Raw genomic sequence first — 22,861 nt, forward strand, 5'->3', positions numbered from 1 at the left:
CAGGCGCGATCCATGGCAAGTGAAATTCTGATTGTCGATGACGAGGCCGATATTCGCGATCTCGTTGCGGGCATTCTCGAAGACGAGGGGTTCGTCACCAGGACCGCACGTGACAGCGACACGGCGCTCGCCGAGATTGCCAATCGTCGGCCGCATCTGGTGTTTCTCGACATCTGGCTGCAAGGCTCCAAGCTCGACGGCCTGCAGCTCCTGGAGCAGGTCAAGAAGGACAATGCCGATCTGCCCGTCGTGATGATCTCCGGCCACGGCAACATCGAGACCGCAGTCGCCGCGATCAAGCGCGGCGCCTATGACTTCATCGAGAAGCCGTTCAAGGCCGACCGCCTCATCCTGGTCGCGACCAGAGCGCTGGAGAACTCGCGGCTCAAGCGCGAGGTCAAGGAGCTGAAGCAGCTCGCCCCGAGCGCCAGCCAGCTCGTCGGCCGCTCGCCCAGCATGAACCAGCTGCGCCAGACCATCGAGCGGGCGGCCAAGGCCAACAGCCGTATCCTGATCGTCGGCCCCGCCGGCGCCGGCAAGGAGCTGACCGCGCGCACGCTGCATACCGCTTCGGGCCGCGCCGACGGTCCGTTCGTCGTCATCAACGCCGCCGCGATCACGCCCGAGCGAATGGAGCATGAGCTGTTCGGCGTCGAGCAGTCCAACGGCGAGCAGCCGCGCAAGCCCGGCGCGCTCGAAGAGGCGCATGGCGGCACGCTGTTCATCGACGAGATCGCGGACATGCCGCGCGAGACCCAGAACAAGATCCTGCGCGTGCTGGTGGAGCAGTCGTTCCAGCGCGTCGGCGGCACCGCCAAGGTGCAGGTCGACGTGCGCATCATCTCATCGACCGCACGCAATCTCGAAGAGGAGATCGCGGCCGGCCGTTTCCGCGAGGACCTCTACCACCGGCTCTCGGTGGTGCCGATCCGCGTGCCCGCACTGTCGGAGCGGCGCGAGGACATTCCGGAACTGATCGACTATTTCATGGAGCAGATCTCGGCCGGCAGCGGCCTGCCCAAGCGCCAGATCGGTCAGGACGCGATGGCGGTGCTGCAATCGCATGTCTGGCCCGGCAATGTGCGCCAGCTCCGCAACAACGTCGAAAGAGTCATGATTCTGGCGGCCGGAGGGCCGGAGGTCATCATCACGGCCGACATGCTGCCGCAGGATGTCGGCTCGATGGTGCCGGCGATGCCGACCAGCAACAATGGCGAGCACATCATGGGCCTGCCGCTGCGCGAAGCCCGCGAGGTGTTCGAGCGCGACTATTTGATTGCACAGATCAGCCGTTTCTCAGGAAATATTTCTCGAACGGCCGAGTTCGTTGGCATGGAACGCTCGGCCTTGCACCGGAAGTTGAAAGCACTCGGCGTCGGCTAATGCTGCGACGCTGCGGCGGCATCTCGGGAATAGGCAAAGAAAATCATCGATTTCCGTAGTTTTTCGGGGCAATAGGGCCACGCCTGCCGCTTGAAGCGGCTTGCCTAATATCCCGACCTGTCCTCTAATCCAACCGCTGTTCCTTCCGAGGGGGATCTCATGAAGGACGGCAACCGGAGGAGGCCCCGAACTCCACAAAGAGGGCCGCATCCGGCGCAATAAAAAGAAACTCAAAGCGAGAAAAAAACAATGGCGGCAGACCGCGCACAAAACCTACAGGACACCTTCCTTAATCACGTTCGCAAAACCAAGACGCCACTGACGATCTTTCTGGTCAACGGAGTGAAGCTCCAGGGCATCGTGACCTGGTTCGACAATTTCTGTTTGCTGCTTCGGCGCGACGGTCATTCGCAGCTGGTCTACAAGCATGCGATCTCGACCATCATGCCGGGCGCTCCGATTCAGTTGTTCGAAGGCGGCGAGGACCAGCCGGCTTGAGAGTGACCTGATTGGAACCCCGGAATTTCGACGGGGATGCCGACCGTCCGCGGTCGGCAGGGGCTACGCAGACGGGGCGGGTGCTTGTCATCGGCCCCTACTTGCGCGTGCGCGCGGGCAGCGCCGACGTGCAATCGGTGACTCATGCTCTGCGAGATACCGAGGCCCGGCTCGATGAAGCCGCGGGCCTCGCGCGGGCGATCGATCTCGTCATTGCCGACGCCATCGTCGCGCCGGTCAGCCAGATCCGCCCCGCGACCTATATCGGCAAGGGCAAGGTCGAGGAGATCGCCGGGCTGATCAAGACCCTCGAGGTCGAGCTCGTGGTGATGGATTGCGCATTGTCGCCGATCCAGCAGCGCAATCTCGAAAAGGAATGGCACGCCAAGGTGCTCGACCGCACCGGGCTCATTCTCGAAATCTTCGGCCGCCGCGCCAAGACCCGGGAAGGCTCGTTGCAGGTCGAGCTTGCGCATCTCAACTACCAGCGTTCGCGCCTGGTGCGCTCCTGGACCCATCTCGAACGCCAGCGCGGCGGTTTCGGCTTCATGGGCGGCCCCGGCGAGACGCAGATCGAGGCCGACCGCCGCCTGATCCAGGAGCGCATCTCCAAACTCGAGAGCGAGCTTAAAAAGGTGCAGGCGACGCGGCGCCTGCACCGCGCCGGCCGTCAACGCGTGCCGTATCGTGTTGTCGCGCTGGTCGGCTACACCAATGCCGGCAAGTCGACGCTGTTCAATCGCCTGACCCGCGCCGACGTGCAGGCGGCCGACATGCTGTTCGCAACGCTCGATCCGACCTTGCGGGCGCTCAACCTGCCGCATGGCGGCAAGGCGATGCTCTCGGACACCGTCGGCTTCATCTCCAACCTGCCGACGCAGCTCGTCGCCGCCTTCCGCGCCACGCTGGAGGAGGTGCTGGAGGCCGACGTCATCCTGCATGTCCGCGACATCTCGCATGAGGACGCCGAGGCGCAGCAAAGCGACGTCGACGCGGTGCTGCGCCAGCTCGGCATCAACCCGGACGATTCCGGCCGCATCATCGAGGTCTGGAACAAGATCGACCGTTTCGACCCTGAGCAACGCGAAGAGCTGCTCAACATCGCGGCGCGCAGGCCGGAGGATCATCCGGCGATGCTGGTCTCAGCCGTGTCGGGCGAGGGCGTCGATGCTCTGCTCGCCGCGATCGAGCAGCGGCTCGCGGCGAAACGGACAACGCTCGATCTCTCCATCGACGCCGCCGACGGTGCCGGCATCAGCTGGCTGCACCGCAATGCCGAGGTGCTGTCGAAGGAGCTGCACGACGGCCGCTTCGACATGACCGTGCGGGTGGACGAGACCAAGCGGGATATCGTGGTGAACAGGTTCGACGCGGTGCCGCATCTGCCGGCGTAACCGAGCCTCACTTCGTAGCCCGGATGGAGCGTTAGCGAAATCCGGGATGTCACAGCGCAAAGCGATCCGGATTACGCTTCGCACCATCCGGGCTACGAGCTTCGCGCTTGTGACACCGGCTTCTCATCGCCCTTCGCCGCATTCCACAGCGCGTCCATCTCCGCCAGCGACGCCTGCTCCAGCGTCCGGCCCTGCGCCTCTAGTGCCCGCTCGATATAGGCAAAGCGCCGCTCGAATTTTGCATTCGTCGCGCGGAGCGCAGCCTCCGGATCAGCATCGACATGGCGGGCGAGGTTGACGAGGGCGAACATCAGGTCGCCGGTCTCTTCCGCAATCTCCTGCTTGTCGTTGCGGTCCAATGCTGCCTCGATCTCGTCGACCTCCTCGCGTATCTTGTGCAGGACCGCGCGCGGGTCGTTCCAGTCGAAGCCGACGGTGGACGCCTTGCGCTGCAGCTCCATCGCACGCGTCAGCGCGGGCTGGCCGGCCTTCACGCCCGAGAGCAGCGACTTGTGCGTCGGCGCCCCTTCCGGCGGCCGGCGCGCGGCGCGCTCGGCCTTTTCCTCGGCCTTGATGCGGTCCCAGACTTCCTTGACATGGGAGGAGGCGAGATTGCCGTCCTTGTCGGCGAAGACGTGGGGATGGCGGCGGATCATCTTGCGGGTGATGGCCAGGACCACGTCACCAAAATTGAACGCGTTCTGCTCGGAAGCCATCTGGGCGTGGAACACCACCTGGAGCAGGAGATCGCCAAGCTCCTCTCTGAGATCGTCGAGATCGCCGCGGGTGATGGCGTCGACTACCTCATAGGCTTCCTCGATCGTGTACGGCGCGATCGTCGAAAAATCCTGCTCGAGGTCCCAGGGGCAGCCGGTCACCGGCGTGCGCAGCGCCGCCATGATCTCGATCAGGCGGGAAATGTCGCGGGAAGGGGTCATTGCCGGGCAGTCTCCTGGGATCCAGAGCCTTATGCCAAAAGCGGGCCCCCGATCCCAGCGCAAGGCGGCGGAACTGGCCGATTTCCACCGATTGGCGGGCAAGTCGCGCGATGCTAAAGCGCGGGCCATGAGTGATGCATTTTCCTCACAAACCGCGCTGGTGCTGTTCTCCGGCGGCCAGGATTCCACCACCTGCCTCGCTTGGGCGCTGAGCCGCTTCGCGCGCGTGGAGACGCTGGGGTTCGACTACGGCCAGCGCCACGCCATCGAGCTTGCCTGCCGCGACCGCCTGCTCGACGGCATCAAGGCCCTGCGCGCCGATTGGGCTGCAAGGCTCGGCGAGAGCCACACGCTGTCGATCCCGACGCTGGCGGCGGTGTCCGAGACGGCGCTGACCCGCGACGTCGCGATCGCGATGGGCGCGGACGGCCTGCCGAACACCTTCGTGCCGGGCCGCAACCTCGTGTTCCTGACCTTCGCCGCGGCGCTGGCCTACCGGCGCGGCATCAGCCACATCGTCGGCGGCATGTGCGAGACCGATTATTCCGGCTATCCCGATTGCCGTGACGAGACCGTCCGCGCCATGCAGGCCGCGCTCTCGCTCGGCATGGCCAAGCAGTTCGAGCTGCACACGCCCTTGATGTGGATCGACAAGGCCGCAACCTGGAAGCTGGCGCACGACCTTGGCGGCGACGGGCTGGTCGATTCGATCCGCGAGCAGTCGCACACCTGCTATCTCGGCGAACGCGGCGCGCTGCACGAATGGGGTCATGGCTGCGGCGAGTGCCCCGCGTGCAGTTTGCGGGCGAAGGGGTGGAACGAGTACGTGGCGGGACGGTAGGCTCGCTCTGTCGTCATTGCGAGGAGCCCTTGCGACGAAGCAATCCAAACTGTCACCGCGGAGGGATTCTCGATTCGCTGCGCTCGCAATGACGACGGAGCGATCAGCTAGCCAAAATCCTCTGGCCTGAGCTCGATCGGCTTGCCGTGTGGCGTGCGATCCGCGGCGTGGTCCCACGCATTCCGATAGCGGTGCAGCGTCTCCATCGACGCGACGCCCTTGCGGGCGACGAGGCCCTCCAGCGTGGCGAGCCAGTGCAGATAGTAGGTCTCGCCGGTTTCGGGGTCGCCGGCGGCCTGGGCGCGCTTGATCTCGTCGGCGAGTGCTGCGGCCCATTCCGGCCAGGTGAATACGCCGCGCTCGTGCAGGCTCAAGGCCATCGCGAAGGCATGCGCCTCCCAGGGCGCACGGAACACCGGGCCGTCGTCGTCGCACGGAATGCTCGGGATCGCCGCCGTCGCGGCGGCCGCAAGCGCGCTGCTCATCACGCCGGCTCCAGATAGGGCTCGAACGCGTCGATCGAGACCTTCAGCGTGGGATCGCCGTCCTCGCCCCAGAGATCGCGGCCCTCGAACACCACGGTATAGAGCCATTGCGGGTTCTCGCCGCGCTCCATCGCCGCCGTATCCGGAAAGACGTGGCAGCCGTGGTTCAGCTCGACCACGCCGATATGGCCGCGCACATAGCGCGGCAGCCGCGTGTGCGTGGCAGGGTGAATATTCCTGGCGCGGACGCGATCGCCGATGTTGAATTTCGCCGGAGCCGGGGCAGGGCGGCCGAACTTGCCGCGCACCATCACGCGCTCGACATTGGCGCGGTCGAACTTGCCGTGCTTGAGCGCCTTTGCAGGCTGCATCGCATGGCCGGCGGCGACCTCCTCGCGGGTGAGATAGCCTTTGTCGATCAGCATCTCCTCGAGCCCGAGAAACCATTTCTTGTAATAGGAGCTCGACAGGTAAACATGCGGCGGCAAGGTCTCGCGATAGAAGCGCGAGGTGTCGATGTTGAAGGCGCCGGCCGCGCCCATCGCGCGCACCATGGCCAGCACGCGCGACTCCCATTCCTCGTGAAACATCGGCTCGTTCGGCTCGGGCTCGACCTTGCCGAACCCGTCCATGCCGCCCATGTCGTGCACGCCGTTCACGACGGTGCTCCCGGCGTCCTGGGGAAACCGGTGCCGATCATGGAATCGCGCGTCACGAGGTCGGCGAGCTGCTCCTCGCTCCAGCCTTCCGTGCCCGCGGGGCGCATCGGCAGCACCAGGAAGCGCGTCTCGGCCGTGGAATCCCACACCCGGATCTCGATGTCCTTGGGCAGTGCGACCCCGAAATCGGCGAGCACGCCGCGCGGATCCTTTACCGCGCGCGAGCGGTAGGGCGCGGCCTTGTACCAGACCGGCGGCAGCCCGAGCATTTCCCAGGGGTAACAAGAGCACAGTGTGCACACGACCATGTTGTGCCGCTCGGGCGTGTTCTCGACCACGACGAGATGATCGCCGACGCGGCTGACATGGCCGAGCGTGCCGATGGCCTTGGAGCCGTCCTGCAGCAGCGCCGTCTTGAACGCCGGATCGGTCCAGGCCTTGGCGACCACGCGCGCGCCATTGTGCGGGCCGATCTTGGTCTCATAGGCCTGGATGATGGCATCGAGCGCAGCCGGCTCGACATAGCCTTTTTCGGTCAGGATCGTCTCGAGCGCGCGCACGCGCAGCTCGGTCTCGGACAGCTCGGAACGATCGTGATCGTGGTGATGATGGTCGTGATCTTGGCTCATGTCGCGGAAGATAGGCGCAATGGCTAGGGGCTGTCGAGGGCTCGTTGCAGCGCAGTCCTGGCACATATGCGTGAGGGCATTTGTACGCTAGCATCCCGCAAACAGCGTGGAGATGATGGTGACCGATTACGTGAAGATCGAGAAGGGTCTCGGGCCGGAGGGGCGGATCGCGGTCGTGCGCTTCGACCGCGGCGACGGCATCAACGCGCTCTCGCCGGAGGCGCTGCGCCAACTCACGGCGGCCGCGCGCAGCTTCGAGGACGATGCAGCGACCTCGGTCGTCGTGCTGACCGGCAGCTCGGGCGCCTTCAGCGCCGGCTTCGATCTCAAGGACGCCGAGGGACGCTCGCGCAAGGAGATGGACCTCGGCGCGCTGCGGCGGCACCTCAAGCTCGGGCCGCGCCTCACCCAAGCCTGGCAGGACATGGAGCAGATCACGATCGCCGCGATCGAAGGCTTTTGCGTCGGCGGCGGCGTCGCCCTCGCGGTGGCGCTCGATTTCCGGGTGATGGGGCGCGATGCGCATCTGCGCGTGCCCGAGATCGGGCTCGGCATGAATATGAGCTGGCAGGGCATCCCGCGCATGCTGCATCTGATCGGGCCGGCCCGCACCAAGCAGGCAGTGATCCTGGCCGACCAGCGCATCAGCGCGGACGAGGCCTATGAATGGGGGCTCGTCGAGCAGGTGGCGGATCCCGGCCATGCCTTCGATGCCGCCATGGAGCTTGCCCGCAAGGTTGCCGCGCAACCGCCGCTGTCCGTCGCCATGACCAAGCTGACCGTCAACCGGCTCGCGCATGCGCTGGACGATCTTGCAAGCCACATGGATGTCGATCAGTTCGCGCTCGCCAGCCTCAGCGAAGACCACAAGGAAGGCGTGGAGGCGTTCCTGACGCGCCGCAAGCCGCGGTTCCGGGGTCGGTGATCACAGCGCCGAAATTCGGCGGATAAATCTTCCTCGTCAGGAGACGATCGGGAAAATTTCGTCCACGTCCTTCCAAATATCTGAGATTGCAAGGAAGACCAGAAAGAGCGAAGGTGCGTGCTGCGGTGCAGCGCGCTCGATTGAGCCCTCGTCGCCATTTTCACCACGTCGCAGAGACGCGACCGGTTCCCATGTGCCCTGGGCATGCGGGTGACCGAGCTATCGTGCATGAAGGCCGTCTCCATGAATGCCCACCAATCGCTCGCGATCGGACGACCGATCGAAACGCTCGAAGCGATTTCACCCGCGCCCGCCGAGCCGGACGCGATGGTCCGTTTCGCCGGCATCTCCAAGACCTATCCGGCCTATCGCGGCAAGCCCGGCGTCAACGCGCTGCAAGACATCGACTTCGCCATTCCGCGCGGCTCCATCACCGGCGTGATCGGCCGCTCTGGCGCCGGCAAGTCGAGCCTGGTCCGGCTGATCAACGGCCTGGAGAAACCGACCACGGGCCGTGTGATCGTCGACGGCCGCGATATCTCGGCGCTGACCGGCCGCGAGCTTCGATTGGCGCAGCGCTCGATCGGCATGATCTTCCAGCACTTCAATCTGCTGTCCTCGCGAACCGCCGCCGACAACATCGCGCTGCCGCTCGAGATCGCCGGCTGGACCAAGACCGACATCAAGGCCCGCGTCGCCGAGCTGCTCGCGCTGGTCGGCATCGCCGACAAGCACGACCGCTATCCTTCCGAACTGTCCGGCGGCCAGAAGCAGCGCGTCGGCATCGCCCGCGCGCTGGCGACGCGGCCAAGCGTGCTGCTGTCGGACGAGGCGACCTCGGCACTCGATCCGCAGACCACGCGCGCGATCCTCGATCTGCTTGCGAACATCAACCGCGAGCTCGGCGTGACCATCGTGCTGATTACCCACGAGATGTCCGTGGTGCGCCAGCTCGCCAAGGAGGTGGTGGTGCTGGACGCCGGCCGCGTGGTCGAGAGTGGCCATGTCGCCGATATCTTCACGCAGCCAAGACATCCGATCACGCAGTCCTTCCTGGCGGAGGTGATCGGCGACAGCCTGCCGGTGTCGCTGGCGAGCCGGATCGTTTCGGAGCGGCCTGCCGGCGGGCAGGCCGTGATCCGGATCCAGGTGCGCGGGGCAGGGGCCGGCGACACCGTGGTGGCGCGGCTCGCGCGTGAGCTAGCGCTCGACGTGTCGCTGCTGTCGGCGCGCATCGACGAGATCGGCGGCCAGCACGTGGGCTCGCTGACGCTCGGCATTCCCGTCGGCGAGGACGCGGTGACGCTCGCCTGGCTCTCTCAATATCAACTCTCGGCGGAGCGTCTCGGCTATGTCGCCTGAACTCATCAACCTGATCGTCCAGGCTACCTTCGAAAGCCTGTACATGGTCGGCATCGCGGCGCTGCTCGGCACCGCCTTCGGCCTGCCGCTCGGCGTGTTCCTGGCCACCAGCCGCAAAGGCGAGCTGTTCGCGGCGCCCATCGTCAATCGCGTGCTCGGCATCGTCGTCAATGCGACACGCTCGACGCCCTTCATCATCCTCGTCGTCGCCATCATCCCGTTCACGCGCCTCGTTGCCGGCACCTCGATCGGCTCGACGGCCGCTATCGTGCCGCTAACGATCGCTTCGACGCCGTTCATCGCGCGGCTCGTCGAGGCTGCGATCCGCGAGGTCGACGGCGGCCTGATCGAGACCGCGTCCTCGTTCGGCGCTTCACCGCTCCAGATCGTGCTCAAGGTCCTGATCCCGGAGGCGCTGCCGGGACTGCTGCTGGCGCTGACGCTCGCGGTGGTCAGCCTACTCGGCTATTCCGCCATGGTCGGCGCAGTCGGCGGCGGCGGCCTTGGCGATCTCGGCATCCGCTACGGCTACCAGCGCTTCATGCCGGAGATGATGCTGGCCGTCGTGGTCGTGCTGATCGCACTGGTGCAGATCGTCCAGAGCGCCGGCGATTACCTGGCGCGCCGGGTCAATCGCCGGTTGCGGCATCGCTGAATCCGATCAGGCGGCACACCTCGCGCGACGCAGCGTCTGCGAGGGCAGCTCGCCGAAGTGGCGCTTGTAGTCGAGCGAGAACTGGCTGAAGTGCCAGAAGCCGTGCTGCACCGCGACGTCGTAGACCGAGGTCTCGTTGCCGCCGGCGCCCTTGAGATCGCGCCGCACACGGTTCAGCCGCATCGCGCGCCAATAGTGCATCGGGCTCGTACCCAAAACCTCCTGGAAGCAATAGCCGAGCTTGCGCGGGCTGGCGCCGACGGCCTTGCAGACCTCCAGCAGCGAGAGCGAGCGATCGCCCCTGCCATGCATCAGCTCGCGGGCACGATCCACGGTTCGCTTCCGAGCCGCCGCGCTGCGGCCGGGATCGCTCGGGCGTGCGGTCGGCAGCATGTCCATGATCTCGACGAGGAGGGCGTCTTCCAGGGCCAGCCGCGCCGCCGGATCGTTGAACGTTGCCGGAGCGGTCGTGATCGTCGCTTGAATGGCGGCCAGATGCGCCCGCAGCCGCGCGACCGGCGCTTCCGCCATTTCGATCATCTGCAGCCGGTGCCAGGCGGTGCGCGGCAGCTCGATGTCGAGCCGGGCGGCGAGCTCTGCGATCAACACCGTGCTGGCAACGACGCCGCGCAGCTCGAAGGCTTTCGGCGTACACATGTCGATCTCGGCGTCGATGCTGGCGAGGACGCGGGCGCCGCTGGCACCGGTCCCGTTGAAGCTGAGCTCGCTGTCGCCGTGCCATGGCAGGCCGATGCCAAAACTGTCGGCGCCAAGCTGGCCATATTGACGGACCTGCTGGCTGGTGATCTCGCGGAACACCTCCAGCCGGGGCAAGGAGAGTTGCGTGAAGCTGCCCCGGAACGCGCCGGCGCTGATCTGGTCGTAGCTCAGCCGCCAGCGGCCGAGGCTTGCGCAATGCTCATCGACATCCGTGCTGTTCGCCTGGAGCAGGCTGGCAGCCGAGTCCTGAATCGGAAGAGTTGCCCTTAAGGCCATGGCAATACGTCGAAATCCTTGAGCCCAGCACTGAGCAGGAACCGCGCCAGACTGGCACGGCCATAGACGCTGTCCAGCAAAATATTGCCGGATCTCGATAACGCCTGAGAGCGCCGCGGTGCAGGCTTACGTCCTGCCGTTCCGACATCGCAGCCGGGACGGCGCTTCGCGGAGAGATCGAGATGCGACCGACCGATGTCATGCGCGGCAGCCCGCCCGCACCCGAGGCTCAGGTGACGCGCGCCAATTGGCGCAGCTTTCCCGCGATCCGCTGGGGTTTTACCCACACCCGCGAAGTGCTGCCGACCGCAGAGATCCGCCGCTCCGCCCGGCCGACGCCGATGAGAAGCGCCCCGCGCGAACTGGCAAAGCTCGGCTTCACCGGGCCTGATGGCAAAGCGACCACGATCGAATGTGCGCTGCGCGAAACGTTTGCCGACACGCTCCTCGTGATGCATCAGGGCACGCTGATCCATGAATGGTACGGCGACGGCATGAGCGCGACCACGCCGCATCTGATCTGCTCGATCAGCAAGGCGATCGCTGGCACGCTCGGCGGCGTGCTGGCCGCGCGCGGCCTGGTCGATCCAGAGGCGAGGGTGCTGCGCTACGTGCCGGAGCTGGAGACATCGGTCTACGCCGGCTGCACCGTCCGCAACCTGCTCGACATGGCCGTCGCCATCAAGTTCGAGGAGGATTACGAGGACCCCGCCGGGGACCTCGCGCGCTATCGGTTCTCCTCGGGTTGGGACGTGCCGCCGCCGGGCGTTGAGCCCAGCCATCAGCGCGCTTATCTGACGACGCTGCGCGGCAGCGGCAAACCGCACGGCAAGGTGTTCCACTACGTCTCGCCCAATACCGAGGTGCTCGGCTGGGTGTATGAACGCGCCTGCGGGATGCCCTACCATCTCATTCTCTCCGAGTTTCTCTGGCAGCCCCTGGGCGCGGAGGAGGACGGCTCTCTCACACTCGATAGCCACGGCATGGGCCGCATTGCCGGCGGCATCTCGGTCACGGCGCGCGATCTCGTCCGCTTCGGCGAGATGATCCGCTGCCGCGGCGTCGTCGAGGGCCGGCAGGTGGTGCCGGGCTGGTGGATCGACGACATCCGCGAGAACGGTGATCCCAAGGCGTGGGCCGATGGCGACCTCGCCGAGTTCTTCCCGGGTGCGCGCTACCGCAGCAAATGGTTCACCATCGATCCTTCGCGCAACGCGCTCACCGCGATCGGCATTCACGGCCAGCACCTCTATGTCGACCTCGACTCCGACACCGTCATCGTCAAGCTCGCAACACAGCCCAAGGCAATGGACGTGCCGATCGACCAGCGCTGGTTTGCTGCCTTCCGCGCCATCACCGCACATCTCGCCTGATATTTGGACGTCCTCATGCTTGAAACCGCCAAAGCCCAACCGCGAGCGCAGACCGCGACACCGCATCCGCTCGATCCGCTGACGGCCGACGAGATCACCGCGGCTTGCGCTTTGGTGCGGGCGGGGGCCACCTCGGCGGCGAACTGCCGTTTCCCGACGGTGCGGCTGGAGGAGCCCACGAAGCAGGAGTTGGCCGCAGGCGAGGTGGAGCGCCGCGCCTTCGCGTTGACGCTCGACGTCGCCACGGGCGAGGCGATCGAGCATATCGTTGACCTCGGCCGCGGCGAGATCGTCGGCCGCAAGGTCGTGCCGAACCGCGAGGCGCCCTATGGGCAGCCGCCGGTGATGCTGGAAGAGTTCTTCAAGTGCGATGCCGTAGTGAAGGCCGATCCCGCCTGGCGGGCGGCGATGGTTCGGCGCGGGCTGACCGACAAGGACATCGAGCTGGTTCAGGTCGACCCGTTCTCCTCCGGATTCTTCGACAAGGAGTTCGAGCGCGGCGCCCGCATTGTGCGGGCCGTCAGCTATTTTCGCGAGCATCTCCAGGACAACGGCTACGCCCATCCGATCGAGGGCGTGGTCGCAGTGGTCGACCTCATCGGGGGCAAGGTCATCGAGCTCACGGATGAAGATCCCATCGTGCCGATTCCGCGCAAGAAACGGAACTACGGCGCACATGAGGTGCCAAACCCGCGCACCGACATCAAGCCGCTGCATATCGAGCAGCCGGAAGGGCCGAGCTTCAAGGTCGACGGCTGGAAAGTCGACTGGCAGAAATGGAGCTTCCGCGTGGGCTTCACGCCGCGCGAGGGCCTCGTGCTGCATCAGCTCGCCTACCAGGACGGCGCGCGCAAGCGGTCGCTGATCCACCGCGCCAGCGTCACCGAGATGGTGGTGCCTTATGCCGATCCGACCGCGAACCATTTCTGGAAGTCGGCCTTCGATGCCGGCGAATACGGGCTCGGCATGCTCGCCAACGCGCTGGAGCTAGGCTGCGACTGTCTCGGCAACATCCATTATTTCGACGTGCCCGCAGCCGACAGCAAGGGCGAGCCCTTCGTCATGCAGAACGCGCTCTGCATTCATGAGGAGGATTACGGGATTGCCTGGAAGCACTACGAGTTCCGCAACGGCCTGTTCGAGGTGCGGAGATCCCGGCGGCTCGTGATCTCGTTCTTCGCCACCGTCGGCAATTACGATTACGGCTTCTACTGGTATCTCTATCAGGACGGCACGATTCAGCTGGAGACGAAACTCACTGGCATCATCCAGACCGCCGCGGTCCAGTTGGGCGAAAAGTACCGATGGGGTGGCATGGTCGACGATAATCTCGGCGGCCCCACGCACCAGCACTTCTTCAACGTCCGCCTGCATATGGATCTCGACGGCGGCGGTAACACGGTGACGGAGCACGAGTTCGTGCCGCGGCCCTGGGGCGATGACAATCCGCACGGCAACGTGTTCGACACCACCACGCGCGTGCTGTCGCGCGAGCGCGACGCCGCGGCGGTCGCCAATGGCGAGACCGGCCGGTTCTGGAAGATCAGTAATCCGAACGAGACCAATTCGGTCGGCGGTGCACCGGCCTACAAGCTCGTCATCAATCCGAGCCCCTTGATGCTGGCGCAGGAGGGCAGCTATGTGCGCAAGCGCGGCGGCTTTGCCACCAAGCATGTCTGGGTGACTGCATTCGATCCGGCCGAGAAGTACGCCAGCGGCGACTATCCCAACGTTCACGCCGGCGGTGACGGCCTGCCGCGCTATGCCGCGCAGAATCGCAACATCGAGAATGCCGACATCGTGGTGTGGCACTCTTTCGGCCACACCCATGTCTGCAAGCCCGAAGACTTTCCGATCATGCCGGTGGAATATGCCGGCTTCGTGTTGAAGCCAACCGGATTCTTTTCGGCGAATGCGGCTGGCGACCTCCCGCCGGACCGCAACAGCCGCAGCGTGCTGGCTGGCGAGAAGAGCACGACCTGTTGTCACGCGGACCGGACGTGACCTTCATCCGCTCGCACCCCTGGCTTTGGTCGCAACGCTGATTGCGCGACGCGCGCCGTCGCATCCGGTCGGGCTCCTAGCACACTGACAGAATCATTTTAGAGGGATTCCAATCCCAAAGAAGCAGCGCGCATGAGCGCATGCCTCGCAGGTGCTGTGCACACGTCTGGAGAAATTCTAACGCTGTTCCTATCGCACTCCGAAACCGCCTGAGTTAGGGCGGGCCATCAAGAACGATACCGGCAAAGCCGGCAGTGCGTGGGGCTCAACAGACGTGACCGATTTCCAACCTTCTTCGCGTAAGAACACGCGCCGCCGACAGATTCAGATGCTCTTCCTTGGCGCGGCCAGCACATTCGCTCTCACCGCGCCCTTCGGCTCTGCCCAGGCCCAGACGCAGATTCCTCCGGTCACCGTCGAAGCGCCGGCGCAGCGCGCTCGTCCGGCGGCAATTGCGTCGTCGCGAAGGGCGGCGACACGTACTGCACGCGCCAACCGCCGCGCGCCGGCGCAGCAGGCCGCACCGACCCAGTCGGCCTCATCGAACGGCGCAACGGGCGAACGCGCCAATGGTCCGGTGCGCGGTTTCGTTGCGACGCGCAGCGGCACCGCCACCAAGACTGATACGCCGCTGATCGAAACGCCGCAGTCGGTGTCGGTCATCACCACCGATCAGATCAGAAACCAGGGCGCGGTCTCGATCGGCGAGGCCTTGCGCTACACCGCCGGCGTCAGCGGCGACGTCAATGGCGGCTCGGACACGCGCTTCGGCGGCCTCCAGATCCGCGGTTTCGACATGACGATGCCGGGCCTTTTCGTCGACGGCCTGCGCATTCCCTCCAGCAATTACGTGCACTTCAATGGCCTCGAGCCCTATGGGGCCGAGCGCATCGAGGTGCTCAAGGGTCCGTCCTCCGCGATGTATGGCGGCAGCGGCACCGGCGGCGTTCTCAACTACGTGACCAAGCTGCCGACGGCGCAGCAGTTCGGCGAGGTCTCGATCTCGGGCGGCAGCTTCAATCGCTATCAGGGCCAGTTCGACATGGGCGGCCCCGCCAACAAGGAAGGGACGGTGCTGTGGCGCCTGACCGGCGTCGTGCGTGACGGACAGACCCAGGTGGACTTCAGCAAGGACAACCGCGTCTTCATCGCGCCCGCGGTGACGTTCAAGCCGAACGAGGACACCACCATCACCCTGCTCGCCAACTACCAGCGCGACCGGGCGGGGTGGGGCCTTCAGTTCCTGCCGGCGTCGGGCACGGTGTGGCCGAACAACGGCCGCACTATCCCGGTCTCGTTCTTCGCGGGCGTGCCGGGCTTCGACGCGTTCAACACCGAGATCGCAACCGTCGGCTACCAGCTCGCGCACAATTTCACCGACAACGTCACGTTCCGGCAAAATCTGCGCTACGCCTATCAGCACAACGAGGAGAAGGTGTTTTACGGCGGCGGCTATACCAACGAAGCCGCAGGGCAGCTCGCGCGCTATGGCAGCTACAGCAACTCCTACATCAACTCATTGGCCGTGGACAACCAGCTCCAGGGCAAGTTCACCACCGGCATTCTCAGCCACACCACGCTGGTTGGTGTCGACTATCGCAACACGTCCTTCCGCGACACCGCCTTCGGCGTCACGACCTCGTCCCCCGAGATCAACGTCTTCAATCCGAATTACAGCTACGACTACGCCATCGGCGCTATGAACGACAATACGGGCGTCAAGCAATCCCAGGTCGGCGTCTATGCGCAGGATCAGATCAAGCTCGGCCGGCTCTCTTTCCAGCTCGGCGGCCGCCAGGATTTCGTGACGACGCAGGTCGACAACGGTATCGCCAACACGACGGCCGCGAAGGACGCCTCGGCCTTCACCGGCCGAGCCGCGGTGATGTACAATTTCGACAACGGCATCGCGCCTTATTTCAGCTACTCGGAATCGTTCCTGCCGCTGCTCGCGACCGGCTTTGGCGGACAGATGCTCAATCCCGAGACCGGCGTCCAATACGAGGTCGGCGTCAAGTACCAGCCGGTCGGCTGGAACGCGCTGTTCACCTTCGCCGCCTTCGACCTGACGCGCGACAACGTCGCCGTGTACGTGCCCGCGGCCACCTTTTACGAACAGATCGGGCAGGTGAAGTCGCGCGGCATCGAGCTCGAAGGCACGATGTCGCTCGCCGATGGCTGGAACCTGCGCGCCGCCTATGCCTATGTCGACGCCATGGTCACGCAGGATCCGGTGAATGTCGGCAAGGCGCCAACTACGGTGCCGCTCAACCGCGCCTCGCTGTGGAGCGACTATACGCTCCAGAACGGGCCGCTCGCGGGCCTGCAATTCGGCGGCGGCATCCGCTATGTCGGCGCGACCTGGGGCGACGAGGCCAACACGTTCAAGGTGGGATCGTCGACCGTTCTCGACGCGCTGCTGGCCTACAACAGGGACAATTGGCGCCTGGCACTGAACGTCACCAATCTCGCCGACACCCGCTATGTCGCCGCATGCTACAGCATGTCGGGCTGCTTCTACGCGGAAGGGCGGAAAGCCATCGCCAGGCTGACCTACCGCTGGTGAGCACAATCCGAGGGACAGTCCGGCCTTGGAGGCCGGATCTGCATCCCGCCGATCAGAACGGATAGTGCCGGGGCCCGGTCTGCACGGTGATCCAGCGCAGTTCGGTGAACTCGTCGATTGCGGCCTTGCCGCCGAAGCGGCCATAGCCTGACGCCTTGGTGCCGCCGAACGGCATCTGAGGCTCGTCATGCACGGTCGGGGCGTTGACGTGGCAGATGCCCGCCTCGATCCGCCTGGCAACGCCGAGCGCACGGGCGATGTCGCGGCCGAACACGGCCGAGGAGAGGCCGTATTCGGTGTCGTTGGCCACGCGCACGGCTTCGTCGATCCCGCTCACGCGCACCACGGTCACGACCGGACCAAAGCTCTCCTCGCCATAGATACGCATCGCCGGCGTGACATGATCGACGATGGTGGCGGGCATGATGGTGCCGCTGCCGTGGCCGCCGGCAGCAAGCACCGCGCCCTTGGCGACGGCATCGTCGATCAGGCCCCGGACGCGCTCGCAGGCGGCGTCACTGACCAGCGAGCCGAGCACGACATTGCCCTTGCGGGGATCGCCGAAGGGAAGGCTCCTGGCCTTGGCGGCGAACTTGGCGATGAAGGCGTCCGCCACCTTGTCGTCGACCACGATCCGCTCGGTCGACATGCAGATCTGCCCCTGGTTCATGAAGGCTCCGAACGCTGCCGCATTCACGGCAGCGTCGAGATCGGCATCGTCGAGGATCACGAGCGGGGCCTTGCCGCCAAGCTCCAGCAGCGCGCGCTTTAGGTGCTTTGCGCATGCGAGTGCGATGAGGCGGCCGACGCGGGTCGAGCCGGTGAAATTGACGCGGCGGATCGCAGGATGGGCGATCAGCGCCTCGACCACCGCCTGCGCATCCTCGGGCGCGTTGGTCACGACATTGACGACGCCGTCACCGAGGCCGGCCTCCGCCAGGCAGCTTCCGATCAGACGATGCACGCCCGGGCTCATCTCGGACGCCTTCAGCACCACGGTATTGCCGCAGGCGAGCGGCATCGCGACCGATCGCACGCCGAGGATCACGGGAGCGTTCCAGGGCGCGATGCCGAGCACCACGCCGACCGGCTGGCGAAACGCCATGGCGAGGTTGTCGGGCTTGTCGGTCGGAATGACTTCGCCGGATATCTGCGTCGTCATGGCCGCGGCTTCGCGCAGCATGCCTTCGGCCAGGTGCACGTTGAATCCGGCCCAGCCCGCGGTGGCGCCGGTTTCGGCGACCATCAGCGCGGTGAATTCCGCGGCCCGGCGTGCGAGGATGTCGGCGGCCGCATTGAGCCGCTTGCGGCGCTCGGACGGACCGAGCTGTGACCAGGCCGGGAAGGCGGCGGCCGCAGCGTCCGCGGCCCGCATCGCGTCGTCGATCGAGGCCGCCGCCACGATGGTCGCGACGTCGCCGGAGATCGGGTTGTGGCGCTGGAAGGTGCGTTGATTACTTGCCGACTGGTCCTTGCCGCCGATGAGAAGGTCGATCGCGTTCATGATGCACTCCAAAGGTTGCAGGCGGGATTGAGCGATTATGGTGGGGACGGGGCCGCGCGGGCCTTGCCGAGATAGGCGCGCTGAACCTCCGGATCGTTCTTCATCGCACTGGCCGGTCCGCTGCCGGCGTTGCGGCCGGACTCGATCAGGTAGACACGGTCGGCGATGTCGAGGCTCGCCCGCGCATTCTGCTCGACCAGCAATACGCTGAGGCCGCCGCTGCGAATCTCCGCCAACGCGCGGAAGACCTCCCGGCTGAGCAGGGGCGACAGGCCGAGCGAGGGCTCATCGAGCAGGAGCAGCAGCGGGTTCGACATCAGCGCCCGGCCGATCGCCACCATCTGCTGCTCGCCGCCGCTCATGGTGCGAACGGCCTGGGCCATGCGCTCGGCAAGGCGCGGGAACAGTCGCAGGATCCTCGCGAGCCGGTCTGCCTCGCCTGCGCGGGCGCGGGCGGGGTAGGCGCCGAGCTGCAGATTCTCGGCAACCGTCAAATCGCCGAACACGCCGCGGCCTTCGGGCACCAGCGCGATGCCGCGCTCCACGATCAGATGGGCGGGCAGTTCGCCAATGTGATGTCCCTCGAACCGGATCGTTGCGCCCGGCGCGGGCTTGACCAGCCCGGCGATGCTCTTGAGCAGGGTGGACTTGCCGGCGCCGTTGGCGCCGAGGATCGCGACGATCTCGCCTTGCCCGATAGCAAGCGCAATGTCGGCGAGAGCCTGGTGCTTGCCATAGAAGTGGGAGAGGGCGGCGACCTCAAGCATCGTCGCCTCCGAGATAGGCGGCAACGACTCTTGGATCGGACAACACGGCCTCCGGCGCGCCGCGCGCGATCACGCTGCCGGCATTCATGACGATGCAATGGCTGCACAGCGCTCGGATCGCATCCATGACATGCTCGACCATGATGATGGTGAGGCCGCGATCGCGCAATTTCGCGATCAGCGCGATGCCGGTCTCGAGCTCGCTCGGATTGAGACCCGCCAGCCATTCGTCGAGCAGCACGAGGCGCGGCTGCAGCGCCAGCGCGCGGGCAAGCTCGAGCCGCTTCTGGTCGATATAGGTCAGCTCGCTCGCGGGCGCTTCCTGCAGCTTGCCGAGCCCGACGAGGTCCAGCAGCTCGCTTGCCGTTGCGCCCGAGCCGTTCGAGGTCGAGAACAGCCGCGCCGCCGCAACGTTTTCGGCCACCGTCAGGTCCGGCATCACGCGCACCAGCTGGAACGTGCGCGCAAGGCCAAGGCGCGCGATCTGGTGCGCGCGCATACCGTTGAGGACGATGCCGCCCAGCCGGATCGTGCCCGAGGAGGGCCGCAGCGCCCCGGACAGCGTATTCAGCAGCGTCGTCTTGCCGGATCCGTTCGGGCCGATGATGCCGATGATCTCGCCCGTGGTGACCGTGAAGCTGACACCGTCGACGGCGCGCAATCCGCTGAACGATTTGCTGACGCCGTCGACCGCGAGCAGCGGTGCATCGCCCGCGCGGGCGGGCGCGGTGGCAGGACCGCCGGCCGGAACGCGCCAGCGGCTCACCCCGAACAGGCCGACCACGCCGTTCGGCAACACCATCACGATGAACACGAAGATGACGCCGAGCACGATGCTGAAATGGTTGGGCAGCGTCGCGGTCAGCACCTCGAACAGCAGGACCAGGGGAATGACGCCCAGCACGGGCCCGAACAGCGAGCCCGCGCCGCCCAGCAGGGCCATGATCACGACCTGGAACGAGATGGTTGGATTGAATGCAATGGCCGGATCGATATAGGTCCAGCGTGGCGCCATGACCGCGCCGGTCACCGCCATGAAGGTCGCGCTCAGAATGAAGACGCCGAGCTTGATCCGCGTGGCATCGATGCCGGAATGGCTCGCCGCGGTCTCGTCGGCGCCGATGGCGCGCAGGGCCAGCCCATAGCGCGAGCGCCCGAGCATCCAGCCCACCAGGAAGACGACCGCGGTCAAGCCCAGCAGCTGCCAGTAGAGAACGTCCTGCGTCACCGCACTGAAGAGATAGCGGCCGACCGACTTGTGGATGTTGACCTCGTACCAGATCACGAGCTGCCGGATCAGCTCGGCCAAGCCGAAGGAGAAGATCACGAAATAGATCCCGGACAGCCGCAGCGTCGAAAGCCCGGTGATTGCGGCGGTGAGTGCGCCCACGCCGGCTGCGGCCAGCAGCACGACCGGCCAGGGCATGGTCTCGCCGAGCACCGCAGCCGTGTAAGCGCCGAGCCCGAAGAACGCGACCGTGGCAAGCGAGATGTAGCGCGTCGGGCCCGAAAACATCGCCCACGCGGTCGCCAGGATCGTGAAATAGAGCACGCTGATGCCGAGCGCGAGATAATAGCCGTTGGCATAGAGCGGATAGGTGACGAGGCATGCGGCGAGGGCGAGGCCGGCGCACCACAGCAAAATCCGGACGGGCCCCGTCATGACGCGGCCCTGCCGAACAGGCCGGTCGGCTTGATCACGAGCACGCCGAGAAACAGGGCGTAGGTCGCAGCCAGCGTCAGACCGGGATCGACCAGCCGCGCCACCGCGGTCTCGACCACACCAAGCAGCAGTCCGGCGACCAGCGCACCGATGACGTTGCCGACACCGCCCATGATGACGACGACCAGTGCCTTCATCGTGAAGACCACGCCCATCGCGGCATTGAAGGTGAGGAACATGCTGATCAGCACGCCGCCGACGGCGACGAGGCCGCCGCCAAAGGCAAACGCCAACCCCGACAGGGCCGCGACGTCGATGCCGACGAGACGCGCGGCGTTGGCATCGACTGCGATGGCGCGTACCGCAGTGCCGATCCGGGTGCGGGTGAGGGCGAGATACACGGCGCCGCCGACAAGCGCCGCGAACAGCAGAGCGGCGAGCCGATTGACAGCAAGCGTCGAGCCCATGATCGTCAACGGAATGGAGAGATAGCTATAGCTGTAGTACTGGCCGCCAAAGGCGACCAGCATGGCGCCCTGGATCACGAACAGCACGCCGAAGGTGACGAGGATGCTGTCGATCTCCTGCGCGCCCCGGTCCTTGCCGCGCCGCATCAGCCGTTCCAGCAGGAAGCGATACAGCAGCCAGTTCAGCACCATCGCGACCGGGACCGCCAGCAGCAGCGCCGCGAGCGGGCTCAGCCCAAGGCCGCTATAGAGCGAGAACGCGCCGAAGGCGGCCGCGACCAGCGACTCTCCATAGGAGAGGTTCATGATCCGCGCCACGCCATATTGCAGCGTCAGCCCGAGCGCGATCAGCGCGTACATGCCGCCGAGCACGAGGCCCGGCAGGATGATGTCGACAAGCAACATGAAGCGGCGCCCCCTTGAGCGGACGGCAGGCTCGCCGACGCAAGGCCTGCCAACCAGCCTACTGCCACTGCGGCTTGGGCACGACCGCGGCACGCGCGCCCGGCAGCGAGGTCGGTGCGAGGGCGTAGAACTCGCCGTTCTGCCACTGCCCGACGCTCCAGACCTCCTGAAGCAGCCCGTCCTTCAGCTTGACCTTGCCGATGATGGTCTCGAACGTGCCCGCACGGATTTCCGCCGCGACAGCGGTGCGATCGAGCTTGCCGACCTTTTCGATGGCCTGCTGGAGCACCTGCAGGCTCGCATAGGTGATCGAGCTCGCCCAACGATCCGGTTCCTTGCCGGTCGTGGCCTTGTGGCGCGCCAGATACTCCTTCAGCTGCGGAGACTCGGCATTCCAACCGCCGATGCCCATCACGCCGTCGCTGTTGGCGGCAAACTTGCCCTTGTAAAGCGGGAACGCGGTGCCGACGCCGACGTAGAAAACCTTCGGGTTGAACTTCAACAGCTGCGCCTGCTCGGTCAGCGCGATCGTATCCGGCGGATAGCTGAAGGCGACGAACGCATCCGGGTTCGACGCGATCGCATCCTTCAACAGAGGCTGGAGATCCTGCGTGCCCATCGGATAGGTCTTGTCATAGCCGAGCTTGAAGCCGTGCTTCTTGAAGGCCTCGCGGCCCGCGGCGGACAGCTCGATGCCGAACTGGTCGGCGATGCTGACCATCGCGATGTTCGCCCCGATCTTGCCTTCGCTCTTCAGCTTGCCGAGCAGATCGGCGAGCCCCTCGGATATCTGGGCCGACGTCCCGAGCCAGAACGTCGCGTTCGACCAGCGCTTGGCAAGCTCCGGCGCCTTGTCGGTCACCGACGTGACCGCGAGGTGAGGGTAGCCCAGGCGGTTCAGAGTCGGGCCGACCGCGAGATTGAGACCCGTGCCCCACGGCGAAAGAATGAAATCGACCTTGTCCTGGTTGGCGAGGCGCTCGATCGCCTTGACGGCTTCTTCCGAGCTGCTGCGGTCGTCATATTCGACCACCTCGATCGGCAGCTTCTTGTCGCCGAGCTTGATGCCGCCGGCGGCATTCACGTCCTTCACCCACAGCTCATAATTGGGCAGGGTGGTGATGCCGGCGCCGCCGGCATAAGGACCGGTCTTGGAAATGGCGTAGCCGATCCGAATCTTCTCCTGCGCGTCGGCCGAGGACGTCCCCAGCGTTCCGGCCAGAGCCGCAAGGCCAGCGACGCGCAGCAACGTTCGACGGTTCGCTGAAAACATATCGTGTCTCCCTCCTGTTGCACTCAAGCGATGGTCGGCATCGCAGTGAGTGGTCGTTTCCTCTTGATCCCGAC

Annotated in this window: 20 protein-coding genes; 10 read left to right on the forward strand and 10 right to left on the reverse strand. The window is 65.7% G+C overall.

The features are described from left to right. Positions 1-12 precede the first annotated feature (12 nt). The 3 genes from ntrX to hflX all read left to right on the forward strand — a co-directional run bounded on the left by ntrX (position 13) and on the right by hflX (position 3,275). A complete protein-coding gene (gene ntrX, locus ACVWYQ_RS04455) occupies positions 13-1,383 on the forward strand; it encodes a nitrogen assimilation response regulator NtrX (RefSeq protein ID WP_036039494.1) in 1,371 nt (456 codons plus the stop codon). Positions 1,384-1,632: 249 nt separating this feature from the next. After that, entirely contained in the window at positions 1,633-1,881 is a 249-nt protein-coding gene (hfq, locus tag ACVWYQ_RS04460) for an RNA chaperone Hfq (RefSeq protein ID WP_007591126.1), read from the forward strand. A gap of 11 nt (positions 1,882-1,892) precedes the next feature. Continuing rightward, on the forward strand, positions 1,893-3,275 hold the full coding sequence (gene hflX / locus ACVWYQ_RS04465; RefSeq protein ID WP_198399778.1) for a GTPase HflX: 1,383 nt from the start codon (positions 1,893-1,895) through the stop codon (positions 3,273-3,275). A 92-nt stretch (positions 3,276-3,367) separates the two neighbouring features. On the opposite strand, the gene mazG is transcribed toward hflX, so the two are convergent. Continuing rightward, entirely contained in the window at positions 3,368-4,213 is an 846-nt protein-coding gene (gene mazG, locus ACVWYQ_RS04470; RefSeq protein WP_157284390.1) for a nucleoside triphosphate pyrophosphohydrolase, read from the reverse strand. Positions 4,214-4,340: 127 nt separating this feature from the next. Between mazG and queC the strand changes: the two genes are divergently transcribed. Next, complete coding sequence (gene queC / locus ACVWYQ_RS04475) at positions 4,341-5,054, forward strand: 7-cyano-7-deazaguanine synthase QueC (protein ID WP_456725466.1); 714 nt, start codon at positions 4,341-4,343, stop codon at positions 5,052-5,054. A 107-nt stretch (positions 5,055-5,161) separates the two neighbouring features. On the opposite strand, the gene ACVWYQ_RS04480 is transcribed toward queC, so the two are convergent. From ACVWYQ_RS04480 to nthA, 3 genes are read right to left on the reverse strand one after another with little or no spacing between them, the layout of a single operon-like run. After that, on the reverse strand, positions 5,162-5,539 hold the full coding sequence (locus ACVWYQ_RS04480; RefSeq protein ID WP_404541132.1) for a nitrile hydratase accessory protein: 378 nt from the start codon (positions 5,537-5,539) through the stop codon (positions 5,162-5,164). Then, positions 5,539-6,198, reverse strand: coding sequence for a nitrile hydratase subunit beta (gene nthB / locus ACVWYQ_RS04485; RefSeq protein ID WP_275509875.1), 660 nt, complete (start codon positions 6,196-6,198; stop codon positions 5,539-5,541). The genes ACVWYQ_RS04480 and nthB overlap by 1 nt, the downstream gene beginning before the upstream one ends. Beyond that, positions 6,195-6,827, reverse strand: a complete 633-nt coding sequence (gene nthA / locus ACVWYQ_RS04490; protein WP_404541130.1) for a nitrile hydratase subunit alpha — start codon at positions 6,825-6,827, stop codon at positions 6,195-6,197. Before nthA ends, nthB begins: the two co-directional genes overlap by 4 nt. Positions 6,828-6,945: 118 nt before the next feature. Between nthA and ACVWYQ_RS04495 the strand changes: the two genes are divergently transcribed. The 3 genes from ACVWYQ_RS04495 (at position 6,946) to ACVWYQ_RS04505 (ending at position 9,769) form a co-directional block, all read left to right on the forward strand. After that, entirely contained in the window at positions 6,946-7,752 is an 807-nt protein-coding gene (locus ACVWYQ_RS04495) for an enoyl-CoA hydratase/isomerase family protein (protein WP_271542196.1), read from the forward strand. A gap of 228 nt (positions 7,753-7,980) precedes the next feature. Next, positions 7,981-9,114, forward strand: a complete 1,134-nt coding sequence (locus ACVWYQ_RS04500) for a methionine ABC transporter ATP-binding protein (protein ID WP_404541128.1) — start codon at positions 7,981-7,983, stop codon at positions 9,112-9,114. Continuing rightward, positions 9,104-9,769: a methionine ABC transporter permease gene (locus tag ACVWYQ_RS04505; RefSeq protein ID WP_057029183.1), complete on the forward strand. Its 666-nt coding sequence runs from the start codon at positions 9,104-9,106 to the stop codon at positions 9,767-9,769. Before ACVWYQ_RS04500 ends, ACVWYQ_RS04505 begins: the two co-directional genes overlap by 11 nt. 6 nt (positions 9,770-9,775) lie before the next feature. Here ACVWYQ_RS04505 and ACVWYQ_RS04510 read toward each other — a convergent pair whose 3' ends face one another. Next, positions 9,776-10,765 carry a helix-turn-helix domain-containing protein gene (locus ACVWYQ_RS04510; RefSeq protein ID WP_404541126.1) on the reverse strand — a complete coding sequence of 330 codons (990 nt, stop codon included), beginning with the start codon at positions 10,763-10,765 and terminating at the stop codon, positions 9,776-9,778. A 182-nt stretch (positions 10,766-10,947) separates the two neighbouring features. Here ACVWYQ_RS04510 and ACVWYQ_RS04515 point away from each other — a divergent pair, with 182 nt between their 5' ends. The 3 genes from ACVWYQ_RS04515 to ACVWYQ_RS04525 all read left to right on the forward strand — a co-directional run bounded on the left by ACVWYQ_RS04515 (position 10,948) and on the right by ACVWYQ_RS04525 (position 16,708). Continuing rightward, positions 10,948-12,138 carry a serine hydrolase domain-containing protein gene (locus ACVWYQ_RS04515; RefSeq protein WP_271542199.1) on the forward strand — a complete coding sequence of 397 codons (1,191 nt, stop codon included), beginning with the start codon at positions 10,948-10,950 and terminating at the stop codon, positions 12,136-12,138. Positions 12,139-12,153: 15 nt separating this feature from the next. Next, positions 12,154-14,142 carry a primary-amine oxidase gene (locus ACVWYQ_RS04520; protein WP_271542200.1) on the forward strand — a complete coding sequence of 663 codons (1,989 nt, stop codon included), beginning with the start codon at positions 12,154-12,156 and terminating at the stop codon, positions 14,140-14,142. A gap of 577 nt (positions 14,143-14,719) precedes the next feature. Then, the gene (locus ACVWYQ_RS04525) at positions 14,720-16,708 is read left to right on the forward strand and encodes a TonB-dependent siderophore receptor (protein WP_271542298.1); all 1,989 of its coding nucleotides are present in this window, start codon (positions 14,720-14,722) and stop codon (positions 16,706-16,708) included. A 52-nt stretch (positions 16,709-16,760) separates the two neighbouring features. Here the strand turns inward: ACVWYQ_RS04525 and ACVWYQ_RS04530 are convergent, their stop codons facing one another. From ACVWYQ_RS04530 to ACVWYQ_RS04550, 5 genes are read right to left on the reverse strand one after another with little or no spacing between them, the layout of a single operon-like run. Next, complete coding sequence (locus ACVWYQ_RS04530) at positions 16,761-18,212, reverse strand: aldehyde dehydrogenase (RefSeq protein ID WP_271542201.1); 1,452 nt, start codon at positions 18,210-18,212, stop codon at positions 16,761-16,763. Between the two features lie 35 nt (positions 18,213-18,247). Then, positions 18,248-18,979, reverse strand: a complete 732-nt coding sequence (locus ACVWYQ_RS04535) for an ABC transporter ATP-binding protein (RefSeq protein ID WP_271542202.1) — start codon at positions 18,977-18,979, stop codon at positions 18,248-18,250. Continuing rightward, the gene (locus ACVWYQ_RS04540; RefSeq protein ID WP_404541123.1) at positions 18,972-20,642 is read right to left on the reverse strand and encodes a branched-chain amino acid ABC transporter ATP-binding protein/permease; all 1,671 of its coding nucleotides are present in this window, start codon (positions 20,640-20,642) and stop codon (positions 18,972-18,974) included. The genes ACVWYQ_RS04535 and ACVWYQ_RS04540 overlap by 8 nt, the downstream gene beginning before the upstream one ends. Beyond that, positions 20,639-21,514 (reverse strand): branched-chain amino acid ABC transporter permease, encoded by an 876-nt coding sequence (locus ACVWYQ_RS04545; protein WP_404541121.1) that lies wholly within the window; start codon positions 21,512-21,514, stop codon positions 20,639-20,641. The genes ACVWYQ_RS04540 and ACVWYQ_RS04545 overlap by 4 nt, the downstream gene beginning before the upstream one ends. A gap of 58 nt (positions 21,515-21,572) precedes the next feature. Then, positions 21,573-22,787: an amino acid ABC transporter substrate-binding protein gene (locus tag ACVWYQ_RS04550; RefSeq protein WP_404541119.1), complete on the reverse strand. Its 1,215-nt coding sequence runs from the start codon at positions 22,785-22,787 to the stop codon at positions 21,573-21,575. Positions 22,788-22,861: the final 74 nt, after the last annotated feature.

It is taken from the genome of Bradyrhizobium sp. USDA 3397 (assembly GCF_054060965.1).

Bases quoted from the DNA above. Each gene is read 5' to 3' on its own strand.
- ntrX (WP_036039494.1), top strand. From the start codon at position 13: ATGGCAAGTGAAATTCTGATTGTCGATGACGAGGCCGATATTCGCGAT.
- hfq (WP_007591126.1), top strand. From the start codon at position 1,633: ATGGCGGCAGACCGCGCACAAAACCTACAGGACACCTTCCTTAATCAC.
- mazG (WP_157284390.1), bottom strand. From the start codon at position 4,213: ATGACCCCTTCCCGCGACATTTCCCGCCTGATCGAGATCATGGCGGCG.
- queC (WP_456725466.1), top strand. From the start codon at position 4,341: ATGAGTGATGCATTTTCCTCACAAACCGCGCTGGTGCTGTTCTCCGGC.
- ACVWYQ_RS04480 (WP_404541132.1), bottom strand. From the start codon at position 5,539: ATGAGCAGCGCGCTTGCGGCCGCCGCGACGGCGGCGATCCCGAGCATT.
- nthA (WP_404541130.1), bottom strand. From the start codon at position 6,827: ATGAGCCAAGATCACGACCATCATCACCACGATCACGATCGTTCCGAG.
- ACVWYQ_RS04500 (WP_404541128.1), top strand. From the start codon at position 7,981: ATGAAGGCCGTCTCCATGAATGCCCACCAATCGCTCGCGATCGGACGA.
- ACVWYQ_RS04505 (WP_057029183.1), top strand. From the start codon at position 9,104: ATGTCGCCTGAACTCATCAACCTGATCGTCCAGGCTACCTTCGAAAGC.
- ACVWYQ_RS04510 (WP_404541126.1), bottom strand. From the start codon at position 10,765: ATGGCCTTAAGGGCAACTCTTCCGATTCAGGACTCGGCTGCCAGCCTG.
- ACVWYQ_RS04515 (WP_271542199.1), top strand. From the start codon at position 10,948: ATGCGACCGACCGATGTCATGCGCGGCAGCCCGCCCGCACCCGAGGCT.
- ACVWYQ_RS04520 (WP_271542200.1), top strand. From the start codon at position 12,154: ATGCTTGAAACCGCCAAAGCCCAACCGCGAGCGCAGACCGCGACACCG.
- ACVWYQ_RS04530 (WP_271542201.1), bottom strand. From the start codon at position 18,212: ATGAACGCGATCGACCTTCTCATCGGCGGCAAGGACCAGTCGGCAAGT.
- ACVWYQ_RS04535 (WP_271542202.1), bottom strand. From the start codon at position 18,979: ATGCTTGAGGTCGCCGCCCTCTCCCACTTCTATGGCAAGCACCAGGCT.
- ACVWYQ_RS04540 (WP_404541123.1), bottom strand. From the start codon at position 20,642: ATGACGGGGCCCGTCCGGATTTTGCTGTGGTGCGCCGGCCTCGCCCTC.
- ACVWYQ_RS04545 (WP_404541121.1), bottom strand. From the start codon at position 21,514: ATGTTGCTTGTCGACATCATCCTGCCGGGCCTCGTGCTCGGCGGCATG.
- ACVWYQ_RS04550 (WP_404541119.1), bottom strand. From the start codon at position 22,787: ATGTTTTCAGCGAACCGTCGAACGTTGCTGCGCGTCGCTGGCCTTGCG.